The sequence below is a fragment of the Cupriavidus alkaliphilus genome (assembly GCF_014191175.1).
In the GTDB taxonomy this organism is placed as follows: domain Bacteria; phylum Pseudomonadota; class Gammaproteobacteria; order Burkholderiales; family Burkholderiaceae; genus Cupriavidus; species Cupriavidus alkaliphilus.
The window spans coordinates 1,003,416-1,029,230 of sequence record NZ_JACHWE010000001.1; the positions used below are offsets into that span (position 1 = coordinate 1,003,416).

Here is a 25,815-nt window from a genome sequence, read left to right on the forward strand (position 1 = left end):
CGGCGCGGCGCTTGCCAATGCGCCCGCCGCCGCCGCGTTCCGCATCATGCGGCGGCCTGTCCCGGCAGGGGCCGGGACAGTGTCCGAGATCCGCCATCCCTCCCCCTGAACCCGAATTTCCCTGCGCATTCGCGCCCGCCCTTGGACCCCAGAGCCACCTCCAATACCGCCCCTTCGCGCGCCATCCTCGTCGGCGTCGATTTCGGCAAGCATGATTTCCAGGAAAGCCTCAGCGAACTCGCGCTGCTGACCACCACCGCCGGCTCGCTGCCGGTGCATACCCTGACCGGCCGCCGCTCGCGGCCGGACCCGGCCCTGTTCATCGGCTCGGGCAAGGCCGAGGAGCTGAAGGAGGCCGCCGATGCGCTGGACGCCGACGTGGTGGTCTTCAACCACGCGCTGAGCCCGGCGCAGCAGCGTAACCTTGAGCGCTTCCTGCAACGCCACGTGATCGACCGGACCGGCCTGATCCTCGATATCTTCGGGCAGCGCGCGCAGAGCCATGTCGGCAAGGTGCAGGTGGAACTGGCGCAGGTGCAGTACCGCGCGTCGCGGCTGGTGCGCGCATGGAGCCACCTGGAGCGGCAGAAGGGCGGCATCGGCATGCGCGGCGGCCCCGGCGAGCGCCAGCTCGAACTGGACCGCCGCATGCTGGACGAGCGTGCCAAGCGGCTCAAGTCCGATCTGTCGCGGCTGCAGCGCCAGCACAGCACGCAGCGGCGTGCGCGCGCGCGCAACGACACCCTCAGCATCTCGCTGGTGGGCTACACCAACGCGGGCAAGTCGACGCTGTTCAATGCGCTGACCAAGGCCGGCGCGTATGCGGCCAACCAGCTCTTCGCCACGCTCGACACCACCTCGCGCCGGCTGTTCCTGGACGGCCTGGGCAACGTGGTGCTGTCGGACACGGTCGGCTTTATCCGCGACCTGCCGACGCAGCTGGTGGCGGCGTTCCGTGCCACGCTGGACGAGACCGTGCATGCCGACCTGCTGCTGCATGTGGTCGATGCCTCGAGCCCGGTGCGCCGCGAGCAGATCGAGCAGGTCAACCGGGTGCTGGCCGAAATCAACGCGCTGGACATCCCGCAGATCGTGGTGATGAACAAGATCGACGCCGCGCCCGAACTGATGGGCGATGGCCCGCGCATCGAGCGCGATGCGGAGGGCATTCCCACCCGTGTGTTTCTCAGCGCGCGCGAAGGGCTGGGTCTGGACGCGCTGCGCGAGGCCGTGGTCGAAGTAGCGCAATGGCTGGCCAGCCGTCCGCCCGAGCCGCAACCCTACGATCCGCGCCTCGATGATGTGGCGCAGTCCGATGATGCCGGCGATGGCATCGACGATGGCGTCGACGACGGCGTGGCGGACGAAAGCGATGACGCCGATGCGGCGGATCCGCGCCGGCTGTAGGCGCGGCAGCCGGCCTAGGGGCTGGCCGCCGCACCGGGCCGCTTTGGTGCCGGTTTGGCGCCGGTTCTGCCCAATTCCGGTGCGGTCGCCGCGCGGATTGCGCGAATTGGCCAAATGTGGCGCCGATGACTGCTAGAATCCCCCTGTTACAAACTTCCCCGGACCCGTGCACTTCATGCCCCAGTTTCCCCGGAATGCTGATTCGAGCCTGACACCAGGCGGCCGTCTCGCGCTGCGCGCGGGCTGGCAGCGCCTGCGCGCCATCTTCTCGCTGAACGATCCGCGCTGGGGTCGGGATGGGCAGGACGATGACAAGAAGGACGGCCGCGACGACAGCCGCCAGCAAAACCAGCGTCCGCAGCAGGATGGCGGCCCGCCTGACCTGGACGAGCTGTGGCGCGACTTCAACCGCCGCCTGAACGGCCTGCTCGGCCGCAAGGACAACGGCGGCAACGGCAACCAGGGCTTCGGCGGCCCGCGCACGCCCGGCAAGGGCTCGGGCGTCGGCGCCGGCGTGATCGTGGCCGCGGTGGTCGGCATCTGGCTGGCCAGCGGCTTCTTCATGGTGCAGGAAGGCCAGACCGCGGTGATCCTGCAGTTCGGCAAGTTCAAGTACTCCACCGGTCCTGGCATCAACTGGCGCATGCCCTGGCCGATCCAGTCGGCCGAGGTGGTCAACCTGTCGGCGGTGCGCTCGGTCGAGGTCGGCCGCTCCACCTCGATCAAGGACAGCAACCTGAAAGACTCGTCAATGCTGACGCAGGACGAGAACATCATCGACGTGCGCTTCACCGTGCAGTACGTGATCCAGGACGCCAGCGAATTCCTGTTCTTCAACAAGACCGACCGGGGTGGCGATGAAGAGCTGGTGACGCAGGCGGCCGAGACCTCGGTGCGCGAGATCGTCGGCAAAAACAAGATGGACGCGGTGCTGTACGAAAACCGCGAGCAGATCGCGCAGCAGCTGGCCAAGTCGATCCAGGCCATCCTGGCGGCGTACAAGACCGGCATCCGCGTGCTGTCCGTGAACGTGCAGAGCGTGCAGCCGCCCGAGCAGGTGCAGGCCGCATTCGACGACGTCAACAAGGCCAGCCAGGACCGCGAGCGCGCCATCAGCGAAGGCCAGGCCTACGCCAACGACATCATCCCGCGCGCCAAGGGTACCGCGGCGCGCCTGAAGGAAGAGTCCGAAGCCTATCGCTCCCGCGTGGTGGCGCAGGCCGAGGGCGATGCGTCGCGCTTCCGCGCGGTCCAGGCGGAATATGCCAAGGCGCCGCAGGTGACGCGCGACCGTATCTATGTGGAGACCATGCAGCAGATCTACACCAATTCGACCAAGGTGCTGGTCGACGCGCGCCAGGGCAACAACCTGCTCTACCTGCCGCTGGACAAGCTGATGGCGCAGGCCGAGGGCCGCGCCACGCCGCAGCCGGGCCAGCCCGGCGCGGCCGGCACGCCGGCGCCCGTGCCGGACGCCTCGACGGACAACCGGTCGCGCGAAGCGTTGCGCAACCGCGACCGCGACTCGCGCTGAGGAGACCGTCATGAACCGACTGATTTCCTTCGCCATCGGCTTCTTCATCCTGCTCGCCGTGGTCTCGTCCATGCTGTTCGTGGTCGACCAGCGCCAGTACGCCGTGGTGTTCGCCTTCGGCCAGATCAAGGAAGTGGTGCGTGAGCCGGGCCTGCACTTCAAGCTGCCGCCGCCGTTCCAGAACGTGGTGTTCATGGACCGCCGCCTGCAGACCATCGACGTCGCCGCCAACGAGCGCTTCCTGACCGCCGAGAAGAAGAGCATGGTGGTGGACTGGTTCGTCAAATGGCGCATCACCGACCCGCGCAAGTTCTTTGTCGCCTTCGGCGGCAACCTGCGCGGCGCGCAGGACCGCATGACGCAGCGCATCGACTCGGTGGCGCGCGAAGAATTCGGCAAGCGCACCGTCGCCGACGTGGTCGCCGGCGAGCGCGAGCAGGTGATGCAGGCCATCCGCAACGGCATGAGCGAGTACGCCAAGTCGGTCGGCGTCGAGATCCTCGACGTGCGCCTGAAGCGTGTCGACCTGCTGCCCGCCATCAGCGAATCGGTGTATCGCCGCATGGAGGCCGAGCGCAAGCGCGTGGCCAACGAGCTGCGCTCCACCGGCGCCGCCGAGGGCGAAAAGATCCGCGCCGACGCCGACCGCCAGCGCGAAGTGGTGCTGGCCGAGGCCTATCGCGACGCGCAGGTGATCAAGGGCGAGGGCGATGCCAAGGCATCGCAGATCTACGGCGACGCGTTTGGCCGCGATCCGCAGTTTGCGCAGTTCTGGCGCAGCATGGAGGCCTACCGCAACACCTTCCGCGACAAGCGCGACGTGCTGGTGCTTGAGCCCAATTCCGAGTTCTTCCGCTATATGCGCTCCAGCGGCGGCGCCGCGGGCGCGGCCGCGGGCAATGCCGGAGGCAAGCGCTAGCACCGTCGCTTGTCCGTGTGGCGAATTGACGAAACCCCGGCTTGCCGGGGTTTTGTCCGGCTGGAGCCGTCGTCGCGGAGTGATGGCGCGGGCGCGCGGTGCCCGCTCCCTGCAGGCGCTGCGCTTGCAGGCAACTGAATGACTGAGAAGAGATTCACCATGTCCAACCATTGGCTGCTGCCAGAAAACATTGCCGACGTGCTGCCGTCGGAAGCGCGCAAGATCGAAGAGCTGCGCCGCCGCATGCTGGACCTGTTCCGCACCTACGGCTACGAGCTGGTGATGCCGCCGATGCTGGAATACCTCGAGTCGCTGCTGACCGGCACCGGCCATGACCTCGACCTGCGCACGCTCAAGCTGGTCGACCAGCTGTCGGGCCGCACCATGGGGCTGCGCGCCGATATCACGCCGCAGGTGGCGCGCATCGATGCCCACCTGCTGAACCGTCCGGGCGTGACCCGGTTGTGCTACGCCGGCAACGTGCTGCACGCGCGCCCGGCAGGGTTCCACGCCACCCGGGAGCCGATCCAGATCGGCGCCGAGATCTACGGTCACGCCGGCCTGGAAGCCGACGTCGAGATCCAGGAACTGATGCTGGCCGCGCTGACGGCGGCGGGCCTGTCGGAGATCCGTATCGACCTGTGCCACGCGGGCATCCTCGAAGCGTTGCTGGCCGGCCTGCCGTCGATCCGCAAGATCGAGGACGCATTGTTTGCCGCGCTGGAAACCAAGGACGTGCCCGCCTTGCGCGAGCTGACCGCGGGCATGCCGCAGACCGAGCGCGACGCGCTGCTGGCGCTGCCGACGCTGTACGGTGGCGTCGAGGTGATCGAGCGCGCCCGCGCGACGCTGCCGGCCAGCCCGGCCATCGGCCGCGCGCTGGATGAGCTGGCGGCGCTGGCGGTGCAGGTGCGCGGCGCCAGCGTCAATATCGACCTGTCGGATTTGCGCGGATACCACTACCACAGTGGCGTGATGTTCGCGGCTTATGTGGCGGGGTTGCCCAACTACGTGGCACGGGGCGGCCGCTACGACAAGGTGGGGGAGGCCTTTGGCCGCGCCCGCCCGGCCACGGGTTTCTCGCTGGATCTGCGTGAAGTGGCGGCACTGTCACCCGTCGAGGTGCGTGCGCTGGCCATTTTTGCCCCCTGGGATGCGGACCCGGCACTTCGGGCCGCGATTGCCGCGCTGCGCGCCGGCGGCGAGATCGTGATCCAGTCGTTGCCCGGCCATACCCACGAGCTCGACGAATTCAACTGCGACCGGCAGCTGGTACGCAAGGACGGCGGCTGGGCCGTGGTGCCGCGCTGACGCATCGACGCCGCGGCGGCCCAAAAACCCGGAATCGCCCGGCAACAAGAGTAGAATACGTTTTTAACCTATTGACCAAAGCAATATGTCCGCATCCGCAGTAGGCCAGGGACGCAATGTCGTCGTGATCGGCACCCAGTGGGGTGACGAAGGCAAAGGAAAAATCGTCGATTGGCTTACCGACCATGCAAAGGGCGTGGTGCGGTTCCAGGGTGGCCACAACGCTGGCCACACGCTGATCATCGGCGGCAAGAAGACCATTCTCCGGCTGATCCCCTCGGGCATCATGCGCGCCGGCACGGTCTGCTACATCGGCAACGGTGTGGTGCTGTCGCCCGAAGCTTTGTTCCGTGAAATCGAAGAACTCGAAGGCGCCGGCCTGCAGGTGCAGAGCCGCCTGCGCATTTCCGAAGCGGCCACGCTGATCCTGCCGTACCACGTCGCCATCGACAAGGCACGCGAAGCGCGCCGCGGTGCCGCCAAGATCGGCACCACCGGTCGCGGCATCGGTCCGGCCTATGAAGACAAGGTGGCACGCCGCGCGCTGCGCGTGCAGGACCTGTTCGACCCGCAGCAGTTCGCCGAACGCCTGCGCGAGAACCTGGACTTCCACAACTTCATGCTGACCCAGTACCTGGGCGCCGAAGCCGTCGACTTCCAGCAGACCCTGGACGAAGCGCTGGCCTACGCACCGCGCCTGGCACCGATGGTCGCCGACGTATCGGCCGAGCTGTACGCGGTCAACGCCGACGGCGGCAACCTGATGTTCGAAGGCGCGCAGGGCACGCTGCTCGACGTCGACCACGGCACCTATCCGTTCGTCACCTCGAGCAACTGCGTGGCCGGTGCCGCAGCCGCCGGCGCGGGCGTGGGCCCGGGCCGCCTGAACTACATCCTCGGCATCACCAAGGCCTACTGCACCCGCGTGGGTGCCGGCCCGTTCCCGAGCGAACTGTACGACAACGACAACCCCTCGCGCCAGGATGCGGTGGGCGTGCGCCTGGCCAATGTCGGCAAGGAGTTCGGCTCGGTCACCGGCCGTCCGCGCCGCACCGGCTGGCTGGATGCGGCTGCGCTCAAGCGCTCGGTGCAGATCAACGGCGTGTCGGGCCTGTGCATGACCAAGCTGGACGTGCTCGACGGCCTCGAAAGCATCAAGCTGTGCGTCGGCTACACGCTCGATGGCAAGACCGTCGACATCCTGCCGCGCGGCTCGGATGCCGTGGCGCGCTGCGAGCCGGTCTACGAGGAATTCCCGGGCTGGAACGAGTCCACCTTCGGCGTGAAGACGTGGGACGCACTGCCGGAGCAGGCCCGGGTCTACCTGAAGCGAGTGGAAGAAGTGGTCGGCATCCCGATCGACATGATCTCGACCGGCCCGGACCGCGACGAGACCATCCTGCTGCGCCATCCGTACAAGGCCTGAGCGCCTGCGCACTACCCGCAGGGCCGCCGCGCCACGAGCGCCGCGGCCTGCCAGAAAATAAATCGGCCCGCGCAAGCGGGCCGAGCCATATACGGTCAACCGACCGCACGATATCACGAGTAAAACGATGAACCTGCCTACCAACGATGACGAGAACCTGTGGGTCTCCTGGGACGAATACCATCGCCTGATCGCACGCCTGTCGCTGAACGTGCATGAGTCGGGCTGGAAGTTCGACAAGATCCTCTGCCTCGCGCGCGGCGGGCTGCGCGTGGGCGACCAGATGTCGCGCATCTTCGACGTGCCTCTGGCCATCCTGGCCACCAGCAGCTACCGCGAGGCCGCCGGCACGCAGCAGGGCGACCTCGACATCGCGCAGTACATCACCATGACCCGGGGCGAACTGAGCGGCAAGATCCTGCTGGTCGACGACCTGGTGGACTCGGGCATCACGCTCGAGCGCGTGGGCCGCCACCTCAAGGAACGCTACCCGGCGGTGACCGAAGTGCGCTCGGCGGTGCTGTGGTACAAGGCCTGCTCCAAGGTGGAGCCGGACTACCACGTCACCTTCCTGGAGTCGAACCCCTGGATCCACCAGCCGTTCGAAGAGTACGACACGCTGCGCCCGCACAATCTCGCCGCGTGGCTCAAGCGCGGCAAGCGCGCCAGCCTGCTGGACGACGGCGCGCGCGACTGAGCGCGCCCGGCTCAGTAGCCTACCGTGAAGCGCTGGCGCGAATGCGCCGGCTGCTCGATTTCATCGAGCATCGCGATGGCATAGTCTTCCATCGAGATCCAGCTCTTGCCTGCTGCGTCGCTCAGCAGGTCTTCCTGGCCCACGCGGAAATGGCCGGTGCGCGCGCCGGGCTCGAACAGCGCGGACGGCGACAGGAAGGTCCAGTCGATCTGCTGCTCGCTACGCAGCGCGTTCAGGAAGTCGCGGCCGGCCAGCGCCTCGGCCTTGTAGGCGTCGGGAAAGTCCGGGGTGTCGACCAGTTGCACGCCCGGCCCGACATGGAGGCTGCCGGCACCGCCCACCACCAGCAGCCGCGGCACGCCCGCCTGGCGCACCGCCGTGCTCACCTGCTGTGCGTTCAGCTGGGCGAAGCGAGCGGTGCTGATGACGGCATCATGGCCGGCGAGGGCGGCGCTCAGTGCTGCGCTGTCGGTCGCATCCACATCCTTGCTGGTCACGCCCGCGCGCGCCGGCAAACGGCTGGCCTGGCGCGCGATGGCGGTCACCTGGTGGCCGCGGCGCACGGCTTCGTCGGTCAGGCGCGTGCCAACGCGGCCGGTGGCTCCAATGATGGCGATCTTCATGGTCACTCCTTGGTTCAGTCAGTAGATATGAAACTGATGTGGTTACACATCGGGATAAAAAAATTCAGCGCTTGCGGCGCTGGCTGCCGCGCTCGACATCGGCAAGCATGCTGGCGATGGTGATGCCGGCCAGGGTCTCGTCCATGGCCGCCTGCGCGCGGTCGGCGACCTTGCGCAGCGCACCGGTGATCTCGCGTCCGACCAGGCAGGCCGGATTGGGCGCACTCTGGTGCAGCGTGATCAGCGCGGTGGTTTCGACCACGCGGAATACCTCCAGCAGCGTGATCGACGCGGCCGGACGCGCCAGCGTGGCGCCGCCGGTGCTGCCCATGGTGGTGGCCACCAGGCCCGCTTCAGCGAGCTGGCCCACCAGGCGCCGGATCAGCGCCGGATTGGTGCCGACGCTGCCGGCAATCAGCGACGACGGCAACGGCTCGGCGGAACTGGCCAGCAGGGTGAGGATATGGACGGCTACGGCAAACCGGCTGCTTGTGCTCATGATGTCGGGTACGATGTGAAACCATGATAGTTACACATTGGTGCGCGGTCAAGCGTCGGCGTGAAGCGGTGGCGGCGAAATGGTTTGCACTGGCCGCAGAATGCCGGAATCGCCACTGAAGCTGTTACACTCCCCGACATTGCCGTAACCTTGTGGTGCGGCTGCCGCGCAGGGTACGGTGCGCGGTTTCACGGACGGGAAAAAACCCGTACGCTCGCAGGTAATGACATCGCGGCAGTGCCGCCAAGCAAGGAGTGCAAGTTGCCGGATCTGATGCGCGAAACAGGCGTCAAAAACAAAAAACCCGCAGGGCTCGAAAGCGCTGCGGGTTTTCCGGTGATCTGGTGCCCAGGAGAGGACTCGAACCTCCACAGTGTTGCCACCGCTAGGACCTGAACCTAGTGCGTCTACCAATTCCGCCACCTGGGCAGGTGTCGAAACAACCGAAGCGCTCATTATAGAGAGCGCGAGAATTTTGTCAAATAGTTTCCAGAAAAAATTGAATCAGAATAACTATCCGATCCCCAGCCGGGAAGAAATCCTGGGCGTGCTGAGAACGTCGGGATCCCCCCAGTCGGCAGGCGATATCGCCAAGGCGCTGGCGGTCACGCGCAAGGAGCATGACGGCTTCCAGAAGCGCCTGGCCGCGATGGAGCGCGACGGCCAGATCGAGCTCAACCGCAAGGGCCGCTATGAGCTGGCGCACCAGCCCAACTTCGTCACCGGCCGGGTGCAGGGCCACCGCGACGGCTTCGGCTTCCTGATCCGCGACGACGGCGAGGACGACATCTTCCTGCCCGAGCGCGAACTGCAGAAGGCCATGCACAACGACCGCGCGCAGGTGCGCGTGGTGGGCTACGACCGGCGCGGGCGCCCCGAGGGCCAGATCGTCGAGATCATCGAGCGCGCCAACCGCTATGTCATCGGCCGGCTGCTCAGCGAGGGCGGCGTGCTGGTGGTGGCGCCCGAAGACAAGCGCATCAGCCAGGACATCCTGATCCCGCCCAAGGCACAGGGCAAGGCCCGCGTGGGGCAGGTGGTCAGCGTCGAGCTGACCGAATTCCCCGACCGCTATGTGCAGCCGGTGGGCCGCGTGGTGGAAGTGCTGGGCGACATCGACGATCCCGGCATGGAGATCGAGATCGCGGTGCGCAAGTACGGCGTGCCGCACCAGTTCTCGCCGGCGGCCGCCCAGGAAGCCGCCGGGCTGCCCGATGAGGTGCGCCAGGCCGACCTGGACCACCGCATCGACCTGCGCGACATCCCGCTGGTCACCATCGACGGCGAAGACGCGCGCGACTTCGACGACGCGGTCTATTGCGAGCCGGTCAAGATCGGCCGCGCCAAGGGCTGGCGCCTGATCGTGGCGATCGCCGACGTGTCGCACTACGTGCGTCCGGGCACGCCGCTCGATGCCGACGCGCTCGACCGCGCCACCTCGGTGTATTTCCCGCGGCGCGTGATCCCGATGCTGCCGGAGAAGCTGTCCAACGGGCTGTGCTCGCTCAATCCGCAGGTGGACCGGCTGTGCATGGTGTGCGATGCCGTGATCACCGCCAAGGGCGAACTAAAGGGCTACCAGTTCTACCCGGCGGTGATGCATTCGACCGCGCGGCTGACCTACAACGAGGTCTGGGCGGTGCTGTCCAACACCAAGGGCCCCGAGGCGCACAAGCGCAGCGAGCTGGTGCCGCACCTGCAGAACCTGTACGAACTGTTCCAGGTCCTGCTCAAGGCGCGGCGCGCGCGCGGCGCGATCGACTTCGACACCACCGAGACCTACATCGTCTGCAATGCGCAGGGCAAGATCGAGCAGATCCTGCCGCGCACGCGCAACGATGCGCACCGGCTGATCGAGGAATGCATGCTGACCGCCAACGTGTGCGCGGCCGACTTCCTCGAGCGCTTCAAGCACCCGGCGCTGTACCGCATCCACGCCGGCCCCAGCGACGAGAAGCTGAAGAACCTGCGCGACTTCCTGCGCACCGCCGGCCTGTCGCTGGGCGGCGGCGACAAGCCGCAGGCGTCGGACTACGCCGAGGTGATGGACAAGATCAAGTCCCGTCCCGACGCGCCGATGCTGCAGACCATGCTGCTGCGCTCGATGCAGCAGGCGGTCTACAGCCCCGACAATATCGGCCACTTCGGCCTGGCGTACGAGGCCTACGCGCACTTCACCAGCCCGATCCGCCGCTATCCCGACCTGCTGGTGCACCGCGCCATCAAGGCGGTGCTGGCGCACACCAAGTACCAGCCGGCCTTTGCCCACGGCACCGAGCTGAATACCGCGATCTCGCCGAAGGCGCGCAGGCTGCAGGCCAAGGACGCCGAGCAGAAGGCCGAGCTGGCCGCGGCGCGCGCGCGCCGCAACGAGGCCATCTGGGACGAGCTGGGGCTGCACTGCTCGGCCAACGAACGGCGCGCCGACGAGGCCTCGCGCGATGTCGAGGCCTGGCTCAAGTGCTACTTCATGCGCGACAAGCTGGGCAGCGACTATGCCGGCACGGTCAGCGCCGTGACTTCGTTCGGCATCTTCGTGCAGCTCGACGAGCTGTACGTGGAAGGCCTGGTCCACGTGACCGAGCTGGGCAGCGACTACTTCCAGTTCGACGAGGCCCGCAACGAGCTGCGCGGCGAGCGCACCGGCATCCGCTACCGGCTCACCGACCGCGTGCGCGTGCAGGTGTCGCGCGTCGACCTGGATGCGCGCAAGATCGATTTCCGCCTGGTGCAGGAGCCGTCGGCGAAAACGCTGCGCGCGCGTGTTACGGGCGTCGAGACCCAGCCGCGCGTGCCGGCCGCGCATGCGGTGCCGGCGCGCAAGAAGGGGCGCCAGCTGGCGGCGCTGCTGGGCGGCTCGTCCAAGCCGGAAGAGTCGTTCGACGAGACCCTGGACCGGGTGATCGAAGAGCAACCGGTGTTCGAGGCGGTGATCACGCCGCTCAAGCCGCATCTGAAGACCGGCAAGCCGGGCAAGCGCGCCGCCAAGCCCAAGCCCGCGCACCTGGAAAAGCCGCGCAAGCCGGCCTCCAAGGCCCGCCCCGCCAAGCCGGCGGGCAAGACCGCCGCCAAGCGCACGCCGCGCAAGCGCTAGCGGACCGGCGTCGGATTGCCGTCGGGTTGCCGTCCCCGCCCACGCGGGGACGGCGCCCGGGCGGGTACAATCGCGCCCATGGCTAAACAAAAACTCCTGATCGGCTTTCACGCCGTGACTGCGCGCCTGCGGCAAGATCCCAAGGGCGTGTCCGACATCTACATCGAATCCGCCCGCCGCGACCGGCGCATGCAGGACTTCGTGCGCCTGGCCGAAAGCCTGGGCGTGCGCCTGCACCCGGTCGATGCCGAGCGCCTGCGCGGCATGGCCGGCACCGACCGCCACCAGGGCGTGGTGGCGCGTGCCGAAGACGTGGCGCTGGCGCTGAACCTGGACGAGCTGCTCGACGGCATCGAAGGCACGCCGCTGCTGCTGGTGCTGGACGGCGTCACCGATCCCCACAACCTGGGCGCCTGCCTGCGCGTGGCCGACGGTGCCGGCGCCCACGCCGTGATCGCGCCGAAGGATCGCAGCGTCGGCCTGAACGCCACCGTGGCCAAGGTCGCCAGCGGCGCGGCCGAGACCGTGCCCTATATCACCGTGACCAACCTGGCCCGCACCCTGCGCGAACTGCAGGAGCGCGGCATCTGGGTGATCGGCACCGCCGACGGCACCGAAAAATCGCTGTACGACATCGATTTCAAGGGACCCACCGCGATCGTGATGGGCGCCGAAGGCGAGGGCATGCGCCGCCTGACGCGCGAGACCTGCGACGAGCTGGTCGGCATCCCGATGGCGGGGGGCGTGGAAAGCCTGAACGTGTCGGTGGCCAGCGGCGTGTGCCTGTACGAGGCCGTGCGCCAGCGGCGCCTGCCGCGCTGAGGCCATGGCCGACGATTCCAGTCTGCCGGCACTCCCGGGGCTCGAGGAAGCGCGTCGGCTGATCGACGGCGCCAGCAATATCTTCGTGCTGACTGGCGCCGGTATTTCCGCCGAGTCCGGCGTGCCGACCTTCCGCGACGCCATGACCGGGCTGTGGGAACAGTTCGATCCGGAAGAGCTGGCCAGCGAGGCCGCCTACCGCCGCCAGCCGGCGCTGGTGTGGCAGTGGTACCAGCACCGGCGCGAATTGGTGGCGGCGGTACATCCTAATCCGGCGCACCACGCGCTGGTGGCGCTGGCCGCGCAGAAACCGGTCACGCTGGTGACGCAGAACGTCGACGGCCTGCACCAGCGCGCCGGCAGCGCCGGCGTGATCGAGTTGCACGGCAACCTGTTCGCCAACAAGTGGCTCGATGGCTGCGGCCGCTGCAGCGAGGCGACCGCGCTGCCCGGCATGCCGCCGCGCTGCAACCTGTGCGGCGCGCTGATGCGGCCGGGCGTGGTGTGGTTCGGCGAAGATTTGCCGCGCGTGGCGCGCTACCGCGCCGAGCATGCGGCGCAGACCTGCGACCTGTGCCTGGTGGTCGGCACCTCGGGGCTGGTGTACCCGGCGGCGGGGCTGCCGGGCGTGGCGCGCGAGCATGGCGCACCGGTGATCGTGGTCAATCCGCAGCCGTCGGCGCTGGACCAGACCGCGGACATCGTGCTGTCTGCCGCGGCCGGCGCCTGCCTGCCGCGGCTGTGGCCGCAGCCGGCGCCATCGGTCGGCTGAGGCGAGGGGCAGCGCGCCGGCGCGCCGCAGTGCTTATTGCTGCGCCAGTCCGGCGATCAGCTTTTCCAGCTTGACCGCATCCGCGGCAAACAGTCGGATGCCTTCGGCCAGCTTTTCCGTCGCCATCGCATCTTCGTTGAGCTGCCAGCGGAACGACGGCTCGTCGGCGGTGATGCGGGCGATGTTGGCGGCCTGGGCCTGGTCCACCGACAGCTTGTGCGCCACCGCGCCCTGGCCGCCGGCGAGCTGCTCGAGCAGCTCGGGGCTGATGGTCAGCAGGTCGCACCCCGCCAGCGACAGGATCTGCGCGGTGCTGCGGAAGCTGGCGCCCATCACCTCGGTGGGATAGCCGAACTTCTTGTAGTAGTCGTAGATCTGGCGCACCGAGCGCACGCCCGGATCGTTGTCGCCGCCGTTGGCGGCAGCGTCCCATTGCTCGCCCGCCTGCTTCTTGTACCAGTCGAAGATGCGGCCGACGAACGGCGAGATCAGCTGGGCGCCGGCCTCGGCGCAGGCCACTGCCTGCACCAGCGAGAACAGCAGCGTCATGTTGCAGCGGATGCCGTCGCGCTGCAGGATCTCGGCGGCGCGGATGCCTTCCCAGGTGGAGGCGATCTTGATCAGCACCCGCTCGCGCGCGATGCCGCGCTGCTCGTACAGCTGGATCAGGTGGCGCGCCTTGTTCACCGTGGCGGTGGTGTCGAACGACAGGCGGGCGTCGACCTCGGTCGAGACGCGGCCCGGCACGATTGCCAGGATCTCGCAGCCGAAGGCGATCAGCACTTCGTCCATCACCGCGTCGACGCCGCCGTTGCCGTGATGGTCCTGCACCGCGCGCTCCAGCAGGTGGCGGTATTCGGGTTTCTGCACCGCCTTCAGGATCAGCGACGGATTGGTGGTCGCGTCCTGTGGCGTGTACTGCTTCATCAGCTGGAAGTCGCCGGTATCGGCCACCACCGTGGTGAACTGCCTGAGTTGTTCGAGCTGGTTCATGGTCGCTAGGTCGTCTGCTTGAGCGTCTGCAAAAAATCGTTCGCGGGCTGTGAGGGGCGCATGCGGCACCGGTGCGGTCCATTGTACCTGCGCGGTCGCCGCCGCTCGCGCGTCGCGCCACCGCAATCCGCTACACTACGCCTTTCCCCAACGCAATCTGGCTGTTGTCATGACTCAGGATGAACTCAAGGCGCTGGTCGCGCAAGCCGCCGCCGACTACGTGAAGCAGGAAGTGCCCGAAGGAGCCGTGCTCGGCGTGGGCACCGGCTCTACCGCCAACCTCTTCATCGACGCCGTGGCGGCGTTCAAGGAGCGCTTCGCGGGTGCGGTGTCCAGCTCCGAGGCTTCCACGCGGCGCCTGCAGCAGCACGGCTTCAAGGTGCTGGACCTGAACGAGGTCGACGAGATCCCGGTGTATGTCGACGGCGCCGACGAGATCGATGCCAGCGGTGCCATGGTCAAGGGCGGCGGCGGGGCGCTGACGCGCGAGAAGATCGTCGCCTCGGTGGCCAGGCGCTTTGTCTGCATCGCCGACGGCAGCAAGCTGGTGCAGACCATGGGCGCCTTCCCGCTGCCGGTCGAGGTGGTGCCGATGGCACGTGCCGCGGTGGCACGCAAGCTGCAGGCCCTGGGCGGCCAGCCGCGCCTGCGCATGACCAAGGAAGGCGGCATCTACAAGACCGACAACGGCAATGTGATCCTCGACGTGGCCGGCCTGAAGATCGACGATCCGCGGGGCCTGGAACAGACCGTCAACCAGGTGCCCGGCGTGGTCACGGTGGGCCTGTTCGCGCTGCGCGGCGCCGACGTGCTGCTGCTCGGCACCGGCGACGGCGTGCAGCGCACGGACTACTGAACGCGCGGCCCGGCGCCGGCGTCTGCCACCAAGCAAAATGGGGTGCCCGAGGCACCCCATTTTTCATGATCGCAAGCTCCGGATCAGGACTGCGGCGGCACGTAGCCCTGGGCCTGGTCGGCGCCTTCGCCGAAGAAGTACTTCTCGGTCTGCTTGAGCAGGTACTGGCGCGCACGCGCATCGGCCATGTTCAGGCGGTTTTCGTTGATCAGCATGGTCTGGTGCTTGAGCCAGCCGGCCCAGGCTTCCTTGGACACGTTCTGCCAGATCTTCTTGCCCAGTTCGCCGGGCAGCGGCGGGAAGTCGAGACCTTCGGCTTCCTTGTTCAGCTTGATGCAATGGACCGTGCGGGCCATGGGGACTCCTTGGTATGTTCGTGAGAGCTTCGGCGCTGGCGCTATTGTAGCCAAGCAGGGCGACGGGCCGCGGCGCGGCGGCGATTGTCCCTACGCCGTCACAGCTTTTTCATCAGCACCATCGACTTGCGCTGCCAGTTGTAGAGCTTGCGCTTGTCCTCGGGCAGGTCGTCGACGCTGGCGTGGACGAAACCGCGCTTGAGGAACCAGTGCTCGGTCCGGGTGGTGAGCACGAACAGCCGCTCCAGCCCGAGCGCCCGGGCGCGACGCTCGATGCGCTTGAGCAGGCGCTCGCCGTCGCCGGTGCCCTGGGCTTCGGGCGACACCGTCAGGCACGCCATCTCGCCCATGTTCTCGCGCGGATAGTCGTACAGCGCGGCACAGCCGAACAGCACGCCATCGTGCTCGATCACCGAGAAGTTGCCGATATCGCGCTCGATCAGGTGGCGCCCGCGCGGCACCAGCGTGCCGTCCTGCTCCAGCGGCGCGATCAGCTGCACGATGCCGCCGACGTCGTCCAGCGTGGCCTCGCGCAGGCTTTCCAGGTCGGTGTCGGACAGCATGGTGCCGACGCCGTCGTGCAGGAACAGTTCCAGCAGCACCGCGCCGTCGAGCGAGTAGGGGATCAGGTGCGCGCGCGGCACGCCGCCCTTGAGCGCCTTGACCAGGTGCTGCAGGTAGTTGGCGACGTCGGGCGGCAGGTGGTTGTTCTGCAGCCGCTCCACCGCGGTGCGCAGCGACATTTCCTGCATCATCTTGCCAACCGGGTCGGGCACGCCCGGCACCTCGGTGATGAAGATCAGCTTGTCGGCCTTGAGCGCGGTGGCGGTGGCGCTGGCCACGTCTTCCATCGACAGGTTGAAGGCCTGGCCCGTGGGCGAGAAGCCCAGCGGCGACAGCAGCACCACCTTGCCGTGCGACAGCGACATGCGCACGGATTCGGCGTCGATCTTGCGCACCAGCCCGGTGTGCTGGTAGTCGGTGCCGTTGACGATGCCGACCGGGCGCGCGGTGACGAAGTTGCCGGAGATCACCGACAACTGGGCGCCCGCCATCGGCGTGTTGGGCAGGCCCTGGCTGAACGCGGCCTCGATGTCCAGGCGCAGTTCGCCGGCGGCTTCCTTGGCGCATTCGAGCGCGGCGTTGTCGGTGACGCGCACGCCGTCGACAAACTGCGACTCGACATGGCGCAGCGCCAGCTGTTCTTCCACCTGCGGACGCGAGCCGTGCACCAGCACGATCTGCATGCCCATTGCGTGCAGCAGCGCGACGTCGTTGACCAGCGCGTTGAGCACGCCCGACTTGACCAGCTCGCCGGCGAAGGCGATCACGAAGGTCTTGCCGCGGAAGGCATGGATATACGGCGCCACCATGCGCAGCCAGTCGACGAACTGCTGGTGGTCGGGGCCGCTTCGATCGGGATCGGCCGTGACCGGCACGGGGGAGTTCGGGGCGGGGGCGGGGAGCTCGGCCGCGGCGGGCGGCTCCGCCTGCGCCGGCGCGGCCGGGGCGGTGGGAGCAGCGGGAGCGGAGGCGGGCGCCGTCTGCGGCGTGTCGGTTCTGGCGTTCATGCCGCGGATTATAATCCCGGCCAATGTCAGAACAACGCCCCGTCAAGCCCAAACCACCGGCGTCGCCGCGCCAGCGCGCCGGTGCCGGCCAGCCTGCTTCCCCCACCCAGTCCCGCCCGGCGCCCGGCCCGGCCCGGCCGCAGCAGGCCGGCCCGGCAAGGCCGGCCGGTGCGCGGCCCGCCGCCGAGGGCGGCCAGCGCCAGCCTCGCGGCGCTCGCCCGCCGCGGCCCCCGCGCCAGGTCAACCCGCTGCCGCCGATCACGTTCCCCGAAGCGCTGCCGGTATCCGCGCGCCGCGACGAGATCGCCGCGGCGCTGCTGGCCAACCAGGTGGTGATCGTTTCCGGCGAGACCGGCTCCGGCAAGACCACGCAGCTGCCCAAGATCTGCCTGTCGATCGGGCGCGGTCCGGGGCAAATGAGCGGGGGGCTGATCGGCCACACCCAGCCGCGCCGCATCGCCGCCACCTCGACCGCCAAGCGGATCGCGCAGGAGCTGGGCACGCCGCTGGGCGAGCACGTGGGCTACCAGGTGCGCTTCAACGACACCATGTCGTCGGGCGCGTCGGTCAAGCTGATGACCGACGGCATCCTGCTCGCCGAAACCCAGAACGACCCGCTGCTGCGCGCCTACGACACGCTGATCATCGACGAGGCGCACGAGCGCAGCCTCAACATCGACTTCCTGATCGGCTACCTGCGCCAGATCCTGCCGAAGCGGCCGGACCTGAAGGTGATCATCACCTCGGCCACTATCGACGCGCAGCGCTTTGCCCAGCATTTCGCCACGGGGGACAAGCCGGCGCCGGTGATCGAGGTCAGCGGCCGGCTGTACCCGGTGGAGGTGCGCTACCGCCCGATCGCCGACGACGCGCCCGCCGCCGGCGCGCCGCGCAGCCCGCAGGCGCGCGAGCGCGACCTGTACGACGGCATCGTCGATGCCGTCGACGAGCTGTGCCGGGCCGGCCCCGGCGACGTGCTGGTGTTCCTGCCCGGCGAGCGCGAGATCCGCGAAGCCGCCGAGGCGCTGCGCAAGCACCACCCGCCGCATACCGAGATCCTGCCGCTGTTCGCGCGGCTGTCGGTGCAGGAGCAGGAGCGGGTGTTCAAGCCGTCGAATGCGCGGCGCATCGTGCTGGCGACCAACGTCGCCGAAACCTCGCTGACGGTGCCGGGCATCCGCTACGTGGTCGATACCGGGCTGGCGCGCGTCAAGCGCTATTCGTACCGCAACAAGGTCGAGCAGCTGCAGGTCGAGGCGATCTCGCAGGCCGCCGCCAACCAGCGCGCCGGCCGCTGCGGCCGGGTCGCCAACGGGATTTGCATCCGGCTGTACGAAGAATCGGATTTCACCGGCCGGCCGCGATTTACCGACCCGGAAATCCTGCGCTCGTCGCTGGCCGCGGTGATCCTGCGCATGAAGGCGCTGCGGCTGACCGACATCGAGTCGTTCCCGTTCATCGAGCCGCCGCTGGGCCGCGCGGTCGCCGACGGCTACCAGTTGCTGCAGGAGCTGGGCGCGGTCGACGACGCCAACCAGCTGACCGGCATCGGCCGCCAGCTGGCCAAGCTGCCGCTCGACCCGCGCGTGGCGCGCATGATCCTGGCCGCGCGCGAGCACCAGTGCCTGCGCGAGGTGCTGGTCATCGCCAGCGCGTTGTCGGTGCAGGACCCGCGCGACCGTCCCCAGGAAGCGCAGGAGGCCGCCGACCAGGCCCACCGCAAGTTCATGGACGAGAAGTCCGAGTTCCTCGGCTGGGTCAGGCTGTGGAAGTGGTTCGAGGACGCGGTCGCGCACAAGAAGTCCAACCGCCAGTTGCAGGACCAGTGCCGCGCGCACTTCCTGTCGCACCTGCGGTTGCGCGAATGGCGCGATGTGCATTCCCAGCTGCTGACCACGGTGACCGAGCAGGGCTGGCGCCTGAACGACAGCGAGCCGACCTACGAGCAGGTGCACAAGGCGCTGCTGACCGGCCTGCTTGGCAACGTCGGCTGCCGCATCGAGGACGGCGACGGCAAGGGCCGCGAGTACCTTGGGGCGCGCGGCATCAAGTTCCACCTGTGGCCGGGCTCGCTGATCGCGCGCAAGGTCGGGCGCTGGGTGGTCGCGGCCGAGCTGGTCGAGACCAGCCGGCTGTTCGCGCGCACGCTGGCGCGCATCGAGCCCGAATGGCTGGAGCAAGTGGGCCGCCACCTGCTCAAGGTCAGCTGGAGCGATCCGCACTGGGAGAAGAAGGCCGGCCAGGTGCTGGCGCTGGAGCGCGCCACGCTGTACGGGCTGGTGGTGTACCAGCACCGCCGCGTGCACTACGGCCCGATGAACCCGCGCGAGGCGCGCGAGCTGTTTATCCGCCGCGCGCTGGTCGAGGGCGAGTTCGACACGCGCCTGCCGTTCTACGCGCACAACCAGCGCCTGGTGCGCGAGATCGAGAACCTGGAGCACAAGTCGCGGCGCCAGGACGTGCTGGTCGACGATGAGCTGATCTACGCCTTCTACGACCGCGCGATCCCGGCCGACATCTGCCAGCAGGTCGCGTTCGAGCAGTGGTACCAGGCTGAGAGCGCGCAAGACCGAAAGCTGCTGTACCTGAACCGCGACGAGCTGATGCGGCACGAGGCCGCCGGCATCACCACCGACCTGTTTCCCAAGACCATGGCCGTGGCCGGCGTGGACATGGGCCTGACTTACCATTTCGAGCCAGGCAGCCACCGCGACGGCGTGACCCTGACCGTGCCGCTGTACGCGCTCAACCAGGTGCGTCCCGAGCGTGCCGACTGGCTGGTGCCGGGCATGATCAAGGAGAAGGTGCACCTGCTGCTCAAGTCGCTGCCGCAGAAGCTGCGCCGCCACTGCGTGCCGCTGCCGGACTATGCCGCCGGCTTCGTTGCGCGCCAGCCGTTCGGCGAAGGCGAGCTGCTCGACGTGCTGATCGCCGATATCCGCGAGCAGACCGGCACCATGGTCCGGCGTGCCGACTTCAAGCTCGAAACGCTGCCCGCGCACCACGCGATGAACTTCAAGGTGATCGACGAGCACGGGCGCCAGCTCGATATGGGCCGCAACCTGGCCCAGTTGCGCGCCGAGCTGGGCGGGCAGGCGCAGCAGTCGTTCCAGCGCGTGGCCGCGCAGGCCGCGGCCCAGGCCGCCGCCGCCCAGCCCCCGGGGCAGGCACCGGAACAGGCGCCGGCGCTGGCCGCGGCCGAACCCGGCAAGTACGAGGGCCTGACCGGCTGGAGCTTCGGCGAGCTGCCGGAGCTGCTCGAGATCCGCAAGGGCAGCCAGACCCTGTTCGGCTATCCGGCGCTGGTCGACCGCGGCACCCATTGCGACGTCGAAGTCTTCGACGACCCGCAGGAAGCCGCCCGCATCCACCACCTGGGGCTGCGCCGGCTGTTCGCGCTGCAGTTGCGCGAGCAGGTCAAGTTCATCGAGAAGAACATCCCCGGGCTGCAGCAGATGGCGATGCAGTACATGACCCTGGGCACGCAGGAGATGCTGCGCGAGCAGATCGTGATGCTGGCGCTGGAGCGCGCCTGCATGCAGGCGCCGCTGCCGCGCAACGACGCCGAGTTCAGCGCCCGCAAGGACGAAGGCCGTACCCGGCTGTCACTGCTGGCGCAGGAAATCGCCCGGCTGGCGGGCGCCATCCTGGCCGAATACGCCGGGCTGCCGCGCAAGCTGCTGCAGGCCAAGCCGTTCCCCGGCGCCCATGCGGACATGGAGGCCCAGCTTGGCCGGCTGATGGGCAAGCGCTTTATCGACGAAACCCCGTACACGCAGCTGGTCCATTTCCCGCGCTACCTGAAGGGCATCGCCATGCGCGTCGACAAGCTCAAGGGCGATCCGGCCCGCGACAGCCAGCGCATGCAGGAGATGGCGCCGCTGGTGCAGCAGTGGCAGCGGGCCGAGAAGCAGTTGCGCACCCAGGGCCGCGGCGGCGAGGATGCGCGGCTGGAGGAATTCCGCTGGATGCTGGAAGAGCTGCGCATCGCGCTGTTCGCCCAGGAGCTGCGCACGCCGGTGCCGATGTCGGTCAAGCGCCTGCAGAAGGTGTGGGAATCGATGCAGCGCTGAGGACCGCGCGCCGGCATGGCGGCAAATGGTCGTGCCGGCGCAACAATCTGCCAAATACTTGTCCGCCGCCAGCCGCGACGTCAGCGGAATTAGCCGGCCAAACGTTAGAATCGCCGATTCAGTTCTTCTGGTAGCGGGTCTTATGTTCGCATTGCGGCGGTGGGTGGCTGGTGGGATCACGGTGGGCGCGTTCGCGCTGGGCCTGATGGCGGTACCGGCTCGGGCGGAGGTGGTGGTGATCCTCAATTCGGGTGATGCCACCGTCACGCTGATCGACAAGGACACGCAGAAGGTGCTCGAGACCTTCCCGATCGGCAAGGAGCCCCACCACCTGATCGCCACGCCCGACGACAAATCGCTGATCGTCGCCAATGCGGTCGGCAACGACCTGGTCTTCCTCGACCCGGTCACGGGCAAGGTCCAGCAGCGCGTGCCCAATATCGACGACCCGTACCAGATCGGCTTCTCGCCGGACCAGAAGTGGTTTGTCGCCACCGGCAACCGGCTCGACCGCGTCGACGTGTACCGCTGGGACGGCAAGGCGCTGAAGCTGGCCAAGCAATATCCCCTGGCCAAGACCCCCAGCCACATCGCGTTCACCGCCGACAGCCGCATTGCCTTCATCACGCTGCAGGATTCCAACGAAGTGGCTGCCATCGACCTGGTCACGCAGAACGTGATGTGGCGCATGGAAACCGGTTCGGCGCCGGCGGGGATCTGGGTCACGCCCGACCAGAAATTCCTGCTGGTCGGCATGACGGGGGCCGACTACGTGGCCGTGATCGACTGGCGCACCCGTACCGTGGTCAAGCAGATCCAGACCGGCAAGGGCGCGCACAACTTCCGCGCCGTCGGCGACCGGCGCCACCTGTTCCTCAGCAACCGCGTCACCGGCAGCATCAGCATCATCGACCAGCAGACGCTGAACAAGGTCGGCGACATCACCGGCCTGCCGCCGGGCCCGGACGACATGGAACTGACCGCCGACGGCAAGACCCTGTGGGTGACGTTCCGCTGGGCGCGCTCGGTCGGGCTGGTCGACGTGGCCAGCCGCAAGCTGGTCAAGACCGTGCGGGTCGGGCGCTCGCCGCACGGCATCTATTTCCGCACGCGCGCGCCGCTGTACTGACGCAAGGCGGGCAGGGCAGGGACCATGGCACGGATCAGGGCATTGCGCTCGGCGACGATCAACAAGCGGCTGGCCGCGCTGGTGCTGGCGTGCGGCCTGCCGCTGGTCCAGCAGGCGGCCGCCGCGCCGGCGGCCAAGGCGTGTCCGGCCGGTACGCTCTACCTGACCTTCGACACCGGCAGCATGAGCCAGGCGCAGCTGATCGCCGATACCCTGCGCCGCCACCATATCCGCGCCACCTTCTTCCTGGCCAACGAGCCGACGGTGCGCAAGGACAGTTCGCTCGACCCGTCGTGGGCCCCTTACTGGAAGTCGCTGGTGGCCGACGGCCACGCCTTCGGCACGCATACCTTCGACCATGTCTACCTGCGCAGCGTGCGCGCCGGCCAGGTGACCATGCGGCCGCAGTTCGGCGCGCGGGCGGGCCAGGACGTGGCCATGGACCAGGCCGGCTTCTGCAAGGAATTGCGGCGCAGCGCCGAGGCCCTGCGCGGCATGACCGGTGCCGACATGGTGCCGCTATGGCGCGCCCCGGGCGGCCGCACCGCGCCGCAGACGCTGCAGTGGGCCGAGCAATGCGGCTACCGGCATGTGGGCTGGGCGCCGGCCGGCTTCCTGGGCGATGAGCTGTCGTCGGAGCGCTATCCCAATGCCGTGCTGCTGCAGCGCGCGCTGGCCGGCCTGCGCGACGGCGACATCGCCATGGCGCACCTCGGCATCTGGTCGCGGCAGGATCCCTGGGCGCCGGCGGTGCTCGAGCCGCTGCTTACCGGCCTGGAACGCAAGGGCTTCTGCTTCGCGACGCTGCGCGAACACCCGGCCTATCGCGACTGGATCGCGCGGCCCATTGGACAACAGGAGGGCGCACGCTGATGTGGGACACGCTTAACGGCTGGATCGGCCAGATCGAGGGCACGCTGTTCCAGGACGTGGTGCTGCCCGTGGTCTATGACCTGGGCTTCGGACGCTATGCCGAGGAAGCCTTCACCGGCACCGAATGGCTGCTGGTCGGGCTGGTGCAGATCGCGGTGATGGCGCTGATCCTCGGGCCGCTGGAGAAATGGCGCCCGGTCGAGGCCGTGGCCGACCGGGCCGCCATCCGCACCGACGTCCTCTACACCGTGATCCATCGCCTCGGCCTGTTCCGGCTGGCGATGTTCTTCCTGCTGGCGCCGCTGACCGACGCGCTGGAAGGCCATCTGCGGCTGATGGGCTGGCACCGCATCAATGTGGAAGACTGGTGGCCGGGCGTGACCTCGGTGCCGCTGGTCAGCTTCTTTGTCTACCTGCTGCTGTTCGACCTGCTCGATTACTGGTACCACCGGCTGTCGCACTCGTTCCGCTGGTGGTGGCACCTGCATGCGGTGCACCACAGCCAGCGCCAGATGACGCTGTGGAGCGATAACCGCAACCACCTGCTCGACGACATGCTGCGCGACCTGGTGTTTGCGCTGGTGGCGCTGGGCGTGGGCGTGGAGCCGTCGCAGTATGTGCTGCTGGTGGCGCTGTCGCAGCTGCTGCAGAGCCTGCAGCATGCCAACCTGCGGCTGCACTTCGGCACCATCGGCGAGCGGCTGCTGATATCGCCGCGCTTCCACCGCACCCACCACGCGGTCGGCATCGGCCATGAGGCCGACGGTGCCCCGGCAAAGCTGGGCGGCTGCAACTACGGCGTGATCTTCCCCTGGTGGGACATGCTGTTCGGCACCGCGGTCTTCACCGAGGCCTACCACCCCACCGGCATCCGCGACCAGCTGCCGCCGCCGGTGGGCAAGGGCCACGACTACGGCACGGGCTTCCTGGCCCACCAGTGGTACGGCGTCAAGCGGCTGCTGCGGCTGCGCTGACGGCGCATTCGAGGCCATCCTCCAGCCGCGGCGGACGCCGCCGCGGCATGGCGGCAAGCGGCGTATGCTAGTGTTCCGGGTTGCCGCCGGCACGTCACTTTGCTGACGTGGCCGGTTCCCCGCGACTTTCCTGTTTTGCCTTCGACTGCATGAACGATATCTTCCGCTCGTTTGGCCGCGCGCTGGTCAGCCAGCTGCATCCGCGCATGCTGATGCTGACCGTGCTGCCTTTCGTCCTGGCCACGCTGCTGTGGGGCGGGCTGCTCTGGTGGGGCTGGGACCCCATCATGGGCGCCACGCGCAGCTTCCTGCAAACCTCGGTGCTGACCAGCTGGATCTACAGCGCGCTCGACTGGTTCGGGCTGCAATCGTTGCGCTCCGTGGTGGCGCCGTTGTTCGTGGCGGCGCTGGCGATCCCGCTGGTGATCGCGTCGATGCTGATGTTTATCGGCGTGTTCTCGGTGCCGGCGGTGGTGCGCCACCTGGAGCGCAACTACCCGGACCTGGCCAAGGCCCATGGCGGCAGCGTGCTGGGCAGCGTGTTCCATTCGCTCGGCAGTACCCTGGTGTTCCTGTCGCTGGTGCTGGTGACGCTGCCGCTGTGGCTGATCCCGCCGTTCTTTGCGCTGATTCCGCCGGTGCTGTGGGGCTGGCTGACTTACCGCGTGATGACGTATGACGCGCTCGCCGACCATGCCAGCGCCGAGGAGCGCAAGACCCTGGTGCGGCGCCATCGCACGCCGCTGCTGGTGATCGGCGTGGCGGTGGGGTTGCTAGGCTCGGCGCCGACGATACTGTGGGTGTCGTCGGCGGCGGTGATCTTCCTGTTCCCGTTCGTGCTGGCCGGCACGCTGTGGCTCTATGTGCTGATCTTCATTTTCTCGGCGCTGTGGTTCGGCCATTTCTGCCTGCGCGCGCTGGCGCAGCTGCGGGCCGAGCGCGTAGCCGTGCCGGCCCAGCCGCCGGCCGCGCCGTCGTCGGGCGGCGACGTCATCGACCTGGCGCCGCACGAAGTGCGCCGCATCGAAAACTCCTGAAGCGAGGGCAATATGGGTTTCGGCCTGATCGTCATTGGCGACGAGATTCTGTCGGGGCGGCGCGAAGACAAGCACCTGCGCCGCACCATCGAACTGCTGGGCTCGCGCGGCCTGGCGCTGGACTGGGCCGAGTATGTCGGCGACGACCGCGCCCGCATTACCGCCACGCTGCGGCGCACGCTGGCCGGCCCCGACGTGGTGTTCTGCACCGGCGGCATCGGCGCCACCCCCGACGACCACACGCGCCAGTGCGCGGCCGCGGCGCTGGGCGTGCCGCTGGTGCTGCATCCCGAGGCGCGTGAACTGATTGCGCTGCGCATCGCCGAGACCGCCGGCGGCGACCCCGCCAGGGGCGACCTGACCCTGCCGGAGAACCAGCACCGCTTCAAGATGGGCGAGTTCCCCGAGGGCGCGCGCATCATCCCCAACAGCTACAACCGCATCCCCGGCTTCTCGGTCGGCCACCATCACTTCATGCCCGGCTTTCCGGTGATGGCGTGGCCCATGATGGAGTGGGTGCTGGACCACGACTATGCGCACCTGTTCCACCAGGTGTCGCAGCAGGAGCGGGCCTTCTACGTGTTCGAGGCGCCGGAGTCGACGCTGACGCCGCTGATGGAGAAGGTCGAGGCGGCGCATCCGGGCATCCGCGTGTTCAGCCTGCCGTCGGTCGGCGACGTGCAGCGCGGCGACCGCTTCGCGCGCCGCCATATCGATCTGGGCGTCAAGGGCCCGGCCGAGCTGGTGGCCCCGGCCTATGCGATGCTGCTGGAAGGCGTGCAGGCGATGGGGTACGAGACCGTGGAGCAGCCGCCGCGGCAGGCGTCTCCGGTCTAGTCGTTGCGGCAG

The 25,815-nt window shown here is 68.3% G+C and carries 21 protein-coding genes and 1 tRNA gene; 16 read left to right on the plus strand and 6 right to left on the minus strand.

The genetic code is table 11. The features are described from left to right. Window positions 1-141: 141 nt before the first annotated feature. From hflX to FHX60_RS04805, 6 genes are all read left to right on the plus strand, one after another. Window positions 142-1,407, plus strand: a complete 1,266-nt coding sequence (gene hflX / locus FHX60_RS04780; protein ID WP_112774064.1) for a GTPase HflX — start codon at window positions 142-144, stop codon at window positions 1,405-1,407. A gap of 175 nt (window positions 1,408-1,582) precedes the next feature. Next, window positions 1,583-2,941 (plus strand): FtsH protease activity modulator HflK, encoded by a 1,359-nt coding sequence (hflK, locus tag FHX60_RS04785; RefSeq protein WP_112774268.1) that lies wholly within the window; start codon window positions 1,583-1,585, stop codon window positions 2,939-2,941. Window positions 2,942-2,951: 10 nt separating this feature from the next. After that, the gene (hflC, locus tag FHX60_RS04790; protein WP_112774065.1) at window positions 2,952-3,860 is read left to right on the plus strand and encodes a protease modulator HflC; all 909 of its coding nucleotides are present in this window, start codon (window positions 2,952-2,954) and stop codon (window positions 3,858-3,860) included. A gap of 159 nt (window positions 3,861-4,019) precedes the next feature. Then, on the plus strand, window positions 4,020-5,171 hold the full coding sequence (locus FHX60_RS04795; protein ID WP_092309231.1) for an ATP phosphoribosyltransferase regulatory subunit: 1,152 nt from the start codon (window positions 4,020-4,022) through the stop codon (window positions 5,169-5,171). An 85-nt stretch (window positions 5,172-5,256) separates the two neighbouring features. Further along, a complete protein-coding gene (locus FHX60_RS04800) occupies window positions 5,257-6,597 on the plus strand; it encodes an adenylosuccinate synthase (RefSeq protein ID WP_092309228.1) in 1,341 nt (446 codons plus the stop codon). Window positions 6,598-6,724: 127 nt separating this feature from the next. Further along, entirely contained in the window at window positions 6,725-7,294 is a 570-nt protein-coding gene (locus FHX60_RS04805; RefSeq protein ID WP_092309225.1) for a phosphoribosyltransferase, read from the plus strand. 11 nt (window positions 7,295-7,305) lie between these two features. Here FHX60_RS04805 and FHX60_RS04810 read toward each other — a convergent pair whose 3' ends face one another. From FHX60_RS04810 to FHX60_RS04820, 3 genes are all read right to left on the minus strand, one after another. Further along, window positions 7,306-7,917: an NAD(P)-dependent oxidoreductase gene (locus FHX60_RS04810; RefSeq protein WP_183282648.1), complete on the minus strand. Its 612-nt coding sequence runs from the start codon at window positions 7,915-7,917 to the stop codon at window positions 7,306-7,308. 64 nt (window positions 7,918-7,981) lie between these two features. Then, window positions 7,982-8,416 carry an Rrf2 family transcriptional regulator gene (locus tag FHX60_RS04815; RefSeq protein WP_112774068.1) on the minus strand — a complete coding sequence of 145 codons (435 nt, stop codon included), beginning with the start codon at window positions 8,414-8,416 and terminating at the stop codon, window positions 7,982-7,984. A 342-nt stretch (window positions 8,417-8,758) separates the two neighbouring features. After that, window positions 8,759-8,845, minus strand: a tRNA-Leu gene (locus tag FHX60_RS04820). A gap of 70 nt (window positions 8,846-8,915) precedes the next feature. Between FHX60_RS04820 and rnr the strand changes: the two genes are divergently transcribed. The 3 genes from rnr to FHX60_RS04835 all read left to right on the plus strand — a co-directional run bounded on the left by rnr (window position 8,916) and on the right by FHX60_RS04835 (window position 13,104). Then, entirely contained in the window at window positions 8,916-11,510 is a 2,595-nt protein-coding gene (gene rnr / locus FHX60_RS04825) for a ribonuclease R (protein WP_092309217.1), read from the plus strand. A 78-nt stretch (window positions 11,511-11,588) separates the two neighbouring features. After that, complete coding sequence (gene rlmB / locus FHX60_RS04830) at window positions 11,589-12,332, plus strand: 23S rRNA (guanosine(2251)-2'-O)-methyltransferase RlmB (RefSeq protein ID WP_012353149.1); 744 nt, start codon at window positions 11,589-11,591, stop codon at window positions 12,330-12,332. Between the two features lie 4 nt (window positions 12,333-12,336). Continuing rightward, window positions 12,337-13,104 carry an SIR2 family NAD-dependent protein deacylase gene (locus FHX60_RS04835; protein ID WP_260163452.1) on the plus strand — a complete coding sequence of 256 codons (768 nt, stop codon included), beginning with the start codon at window positions 12,337-12,339 and terminating at the stop codon, window positions 13,102-13,104. A 33-nt stretch (window positions 13,105-13,137) separates the two neighbouring features. Here FHX60_RS04835 and tal read toward each other — a convergent pair whose 3' ends face one another. Then, window positions 13,138-14,097: a transaldolase gene (gene tal, locus FHX60_RS04840; RefSeq protein ID WP_183282649.1), complete on the minus strand. Its 960-nt coding sequence runs from the start codon at window positions 14,095-14,097 to the stop codon at window positions 13,138-13,140. Between the two features lie 169 nt (window positions 14,098-14,266). Between tal and rpiA the strand changes: the two genes are divergently transcribed. Beyond that, window positions 14,267-14,953 (plus strand): ribose-5-phosphate isomerase RpiA, encoded by a 687-nt coding sequence (rpiA, locus tag FHX60_RS04845; protein ID WP_112774070.1) that lies wholly within the window; start codon window positions 14,267-14,269, stop codon window positions 14,951-14,953. A gap of 83 nt (window positions 14,954-15,036) precedes the next feature. On the opposite strand, the gene FHX60_RS04850 is transcribed toward rpiA, so the two are convergent. Further along, a complete protein-coding gene (locus FHX60_RS04850; protein ID WP_018007757.1) occupies window positions 15,037-15,309 on the minus strand; it encodes an oxidative damage protection protein in 273 nt (90 codons plus the stop codon). A gap of 98 nt (window positions 15,310-15,407) precedes the next feature. Then, window positions 15,408-16,880 carry an amino-acid N-acetyltransferase gene (gene argA / locus FHX60_RS04855; protein ID WP_112774071.1) on the minus strand — a complete coding sequence of 491 codons (1,473 nt, stop codon included), beginning with the start codon at window positions 16,878-16,880 and terminating at the stop codon, window positions 15,408-15,410. Between the two features lie 23 nt (window positions 16,881-16,903). Between argA and hrpA the strand changes: the two genes are divergently transcribed. From hrpA to FHX60_RS04885, 6 genes are all read left to right on the plus strand, one after another. Beyond that, the gene (gene hrpA, locus FHX60_RS04860; protein ID WP_183282650.1) at window positions 16,904-20,953 is read left to right on the plus strand and encodes an ATP-dependent RNA helicase HrpA; all 4,050 of its coding nucleotides are present in this window, start codon (window positions 16,904-16,906) and stop codon (window positions 20,951-20,953) included. A gap of 142 nt (window positions 20,954-21,095) precedes the next feature. After that, window positions 21,096-22,082, plus strand: a complete 987-nt coding sequence (locus tag FHX60_RS04865) for a YVTN family beta-propeller repeat protein (protein ID WP_112774073.1) — start codon at window positions 21,096-21,098, stop codon at window positions 22,080-22,082. Between the two features lie 24 nt (window positions 22,083-22,106). Continuing rightward, entirely contained in the window at window positions 22,107-22,955 is an 849-nt protein-coding gene (locus FHX60_RS04870; RefSeq protein WP_183282651.1) for a polysaccharide deacetylase family protein, read from the plus strand. Then, the gene (locus FHX60_RS04875) at window positions 22,955-23,929 is read left to right on the plus strand and encodes a sterol desaturase family protein (protein WP_183282652.1); all 975 of its coding nucleotides are present in this window, start codon (window positions 22,955-22,957) and stop codon (window positions 23,927-23,929) included. Before FHX60_RS04870 ends, FHX60_RS04875 begins: the two co-directional genes overlap by 1 nt. A gap of 149 nt (window positions 23,930-24,078) precedes the next feature. Then, window positions 24,079-24,966, plus strand: coding sequence for an EI24 domain-containing protein (locus tag FHX60_RS04880; protein WP_183282653.1), 888 nt, complete (start codon window positions 24,079-24,081; stop codon window positions 24,964-24,966). Window positions 24,967-24,978: 12 nt separating this feature from the next. After that, a complete protein-coding gene (locus FHX60_RS04885) occupies window positions 24,979-25,803 on the plus strand; it encodes a competence/damage-inducible protein A (protein WP_183282654.1) in 825 nt (274 codons plus the stop codon). The last annotated feature ends 12 nt before the right edge of the window (window positions 25,804-25,815 follow it).